A 3,627-nucleotide genomic window follows, 5' to 3' on the forward strand; every position below is an offset into this window, starting at 1 on the left:
GTTTCATCATCTTCTCCAATAACAATCTGAGTGCATAATAACAGGCCAAGCCCTATCCCGCTCAAGCGTTTAGAACCAGTAAGCTGCCTGCCACCATTACCAGACAAGCTGATAAGCGTCGCCAGAGATGTTCTTCATTAAAAATGCGGTAGCCAAGGAATACCTGTAGCACCATACTTAGTTGAAATAATGCCAGAGAATAAGCGACCAAAAGCTGTGAAAATACCAGCATAGTCATGTATTGCATCAGAAAGATCAGACAGCCCAGATAAACAAAAGGGCGGATGTTATGTCGCGCTTTTGCGATATTGGTGGTGATATCTTTTTTGATAAAAAGCCATTGAGTTAAGGCTGCCAACGGCAAACCCAATAAACACCAGAACACGGTTGTGGCTAAGGCTCCACCTTCTATCACTGCTGTTTTCAGCGGTAGAGTGCCAATAGAAAAAAGCAAAATCGATAAAAACCGGTATTGAACGCCTTTGTCTTTGAACAAGGTCAACATGCGGCTTTGCGAAGTCGTTTTGGGCGGAAATAAAAAATAGCTCCCCACCACAATGACCGCGACACCAAAAAAGCCTTGAAAGCTGGGGATTTCTCCAATAAATATCATCGCCAGTATCATGGAGATAACGACTTTGTAGGCATTCAAAGGCCCAAACACTGATAAGTCTGTTTTTGATAAAGACATGACCAGATAGGCTGTACCCGCCATATCCAGTAGGGCGGCAAAGAAAATATTTATCCAAAAATTGCTTGTCAGTGAAAACAGGTCAAGTAAAGAAAGTAGTGGTAGACAGATAACGGCTAGAACAAGATAAGAACTAAAAACAATAAACAGTGAGTCAAAGCCACGGTGAGTCAGTTGCTTTTGAAAAACATTAGAGAATGCCGAGAACAGTAACCTGCTCAGCACAACGAGGATTTCCATGGTTATTCCTCAGTTGTGCTGGCCTGGTAATGCTGATTTTCATCAAGCTGATAGGTAGTAAAAATGCTGTATTGTTGGTTTGGGGTAAACTCAATAACGGCAAAATTATCTTTGCGGGGGCCCATTTCCATGCCGGGCGTACCCACTGGCATTTGAGGAACAGCGAGCCCGGTGATAGTGGGTTTTTGTGTCAGTAAACGCATGATATCAGCAGCTGGTACGTGCCCTTCGATAACATAACCTTCGATCACGGCCGTGTGACAAGAGTGCATAGCATGAGGGACGCCTAACTTTTCTTTAACGGCATCAAGATTGTGTGTTAATTGATCGGTGACATTGAATCCGTGATGCTCAAGGTGACTGATCCACTTATGACAACACTGACAATTCGGGTTACGGTAAACCTTGATATCAAGTGGTTTATCTAAATTGATAGTCGACTCAGACCACTCTGAGTCTGCATAAGCAGTTGTATTCAACAAACAGACGAGTAAAAAAAGAAGCGTTTTCATTTATAAATATTCAACATAGATTTCAGTATCGTGACTGTTTTTTTCAACCTGACTCAAAGCATTGATGACTGATCTTTCATTAGTTGGGTCAGCCTGTTCGCTGAGAAAAAAACAGTCGCAGCCAGATTCGACTAACTTGGCATAATCATTGGTGTTTTTTAGATCCGGATTCAACCAGACAGTCGCTTGCTCTGCCTGTATTTCTGAAGCCGCTTCAGCTAAACCCTCGGCTGTAAAAATCAAGAAAATCATTGGGCCGGTTCAAGGTTTAAGTAAGTTCTTTCAGAAATTTGAGACCAATCAGCATCCTTTTGACGGAATGCCTGATATGCATCGAAGACACGTTTAAATTTCGGATTCTTCTCGGCTTCTTCAACTAAAGTTTCATCTGACAGGGCTTTTAAACGTTGCAACACATCATCTGGGAAGGGCGCTATAGTAATGTCATCACGTGCTTTCAGAATTTGTAATGCCTCAGCGTTTTTATGCTCCATCTCTGCCAGCATGGCCAGATTTTCTGCTTGAGCTGCATTCGCGACGATAGCTTGCAGATCAGGTGGTAGACTGTTCCACGCACGCTCATTCACCGTTAACTCCAGGACGGTGCCAGGTTCATGCCAACCTGGATAGTAATAATGCTCTGCAGCGCGATACAAACCTAAGCGCTCGTCATGATATGGCCCAATCCATTCAGTCGCATCAATCGTATTGCGTTCAAGCGCACTATAGACTTCACTGCCGGCCAATAAAACAGGGTTACCACCGGCTTTGGCTAATACCTTGCCACCTAAGCCTGGAATACGCATTTTTAACCCCTGGAGATCATCAACAGAATTGATTTCTTTATTAAACCAGCCGCCCATTTGGACACCAGTGTTACCCAGCGGGAAGGGGATAACATGGAACGGCTTATAGACTTCACGCCATAATTCGAGGCCGCCACCATCGTATAACCATGAGTTCATACCTAATGCTGTCATGCCAAAGGGGACGGTGGAAAAGAATTGCGCTTCAGGGACTTTGCCTGCCCAGTAATAGGCACTACCGTGCCCCATTTCTACCGTGCCCTGTGATACGGCTTCAAACACCTGTAAAGCAGGGATAAGTTCACCGCCGGCATAGACTTTAATTTCCAGTCGACCATTAGACATGGCCTTGATATTGGCAGCAAAACGTTCAGCACCTTCCTGTAATACAGGGAAACCCGGCGGCCAAGTTGTGACCATCTTCCATCGGTAACTCTTTTTATAGTCTGTATTATCAGTGACAGATTGTGATTGCTCACTTTGTCCACATGAGGCCAGCATGAATGTCATTAGACCCACAATGACAGAACGTGAAAAACAAGATGCCAACATAGATGTTTGTCCCTAATTAAAGTATGTCTAATTTAGCATAAGCCAGCACTAACCACTTACTACCAGCATGTTTGAAGTTGACTTGCACTCGCGCATTTTTGCCTGAACCTTCGGTATCCACCACAATTCCCGGGCCAAACTTTTGGTGATGCACCTGTTGTCCGGTTTTAATCCCTGTTTCGTTCATTGTCTGCGTGTCTCGACCACGAACACCATTCAGGCTGGGAGTGATATGGTTTTTGCGAGCACGAACTTCTTCTATACACTCGGTCGGAAGTTCACTCAGAAAACGTGACGGGCGTTGAATCATTTCTTGCCCATAGAGAAAGCGCGATTCTGTGTACATCAGATAGAGCGTTTTTCTCGCGCGTGTCATGCCGACATAACAAAGCCGTCTCTCTTCGGCAAGGCGGACAGGATCATCACTGGACTTTTGTCCGGGGAACAGACCTTCTTCCATGCCCACCATAAAGACGATTGGAAATTCGAGACCCTTGGCGGAATGTAATGTCATTAATTGCACGCAATCTTCCCAGCGGTCAGCCTGATTCTCACCGGCTTCGAGTGCAGCATGGGCAAGAAATGCATCCAGATCCGACATGTCTTCTGCTTCTTCAGGTTTGTGAAACTGTTTGGTCGCTGAGATTAATTCGTCTAGGTTATCAATCCGACCTTGCCCTTTTTCGGTCTTATCTTTGGCAAAGTGGGCTTTTAGGCCACTTTCATCAATGACTAACTGTGTCAGTTCATTTAAGCCCATCATGGTGTCTTGTTCAGGAGTCAACGAATCAATCAGTGTGATAAAACCCGCTAGCGCATTACCAGC

At 44.8% G+C, this 3,627-nt stretch carries 5 protein-coding genes; all 5 read right to left on the reverse strand.

Going from position 1 to position 3,627, the window contains the following annotated elements; all coding sequences use genetic code 11:
- Positions 1–61 precede the first annotated feature (61 nt).
- Positions 62–931 (reverse strand): EamA family transporter, encoded by an 870-nt coding sequence (locus B4K20_RS02605; protein WP_289281777.1) that lies wholly within the window; start codon positions 929–931, stop codon positions 62–64.
- A 2-nt stretch (positions 932–933) separates the two neighbouring features.
- Positions 934–1,443 (reverse strand): DUF411 domain-containing protein, encoded by a 510-nt coding sequence (locus B4K20_RS02610; protein WP_286303982.1) that lies wholly within the window; start codon positions 1,441–1,443, stop codon positions 934–936.
- Complete coding sequence (locus B4K20_RS02615; protein ID WP_289281778.1) at positions 1,444–1,695, reverse strand: hypothetical protein; 252 nt, start codon at positions 1,693–1,695, stop codon at positions 1,444–1,446.
- On the reverse strand, positions 1,692–2,801 hold the full coding sequence (locus B4K20_RS02620; RefSeq protein WP_289281779.1) for a TRAP transporter substrate-binding protein: 1,110 nt from the start codon (positions 2,799–2,801) through the stop codon (positions 1,692–1,694). Before B4K20_RS02620 ends, B4K20_RS02615 begins: the two co-directional genes overlap by 4 nt.
- A gap of 16 nt (positions 2,802–2,817) precedes the next feature.
- On the reverse strand, positions 2,818–3,627 hold an 810-nt coding region (locus tag B4K20_RS02625; RefSeq protein ID WP_289281780.1), incomplete at its 5' end, for a 3'-5' exonuclease.

Origin of the sequence: Methylophaga sp. UBA5088, assembly GCF_002414625.1 — a bacterium.
GTDB classification, from domain to species: Bacteria; Pseudomonadota; Gammaproteobacteria; order Nitrosococcales; family Methylophagaceae; genus Methylophaga; species Methylophaga marina.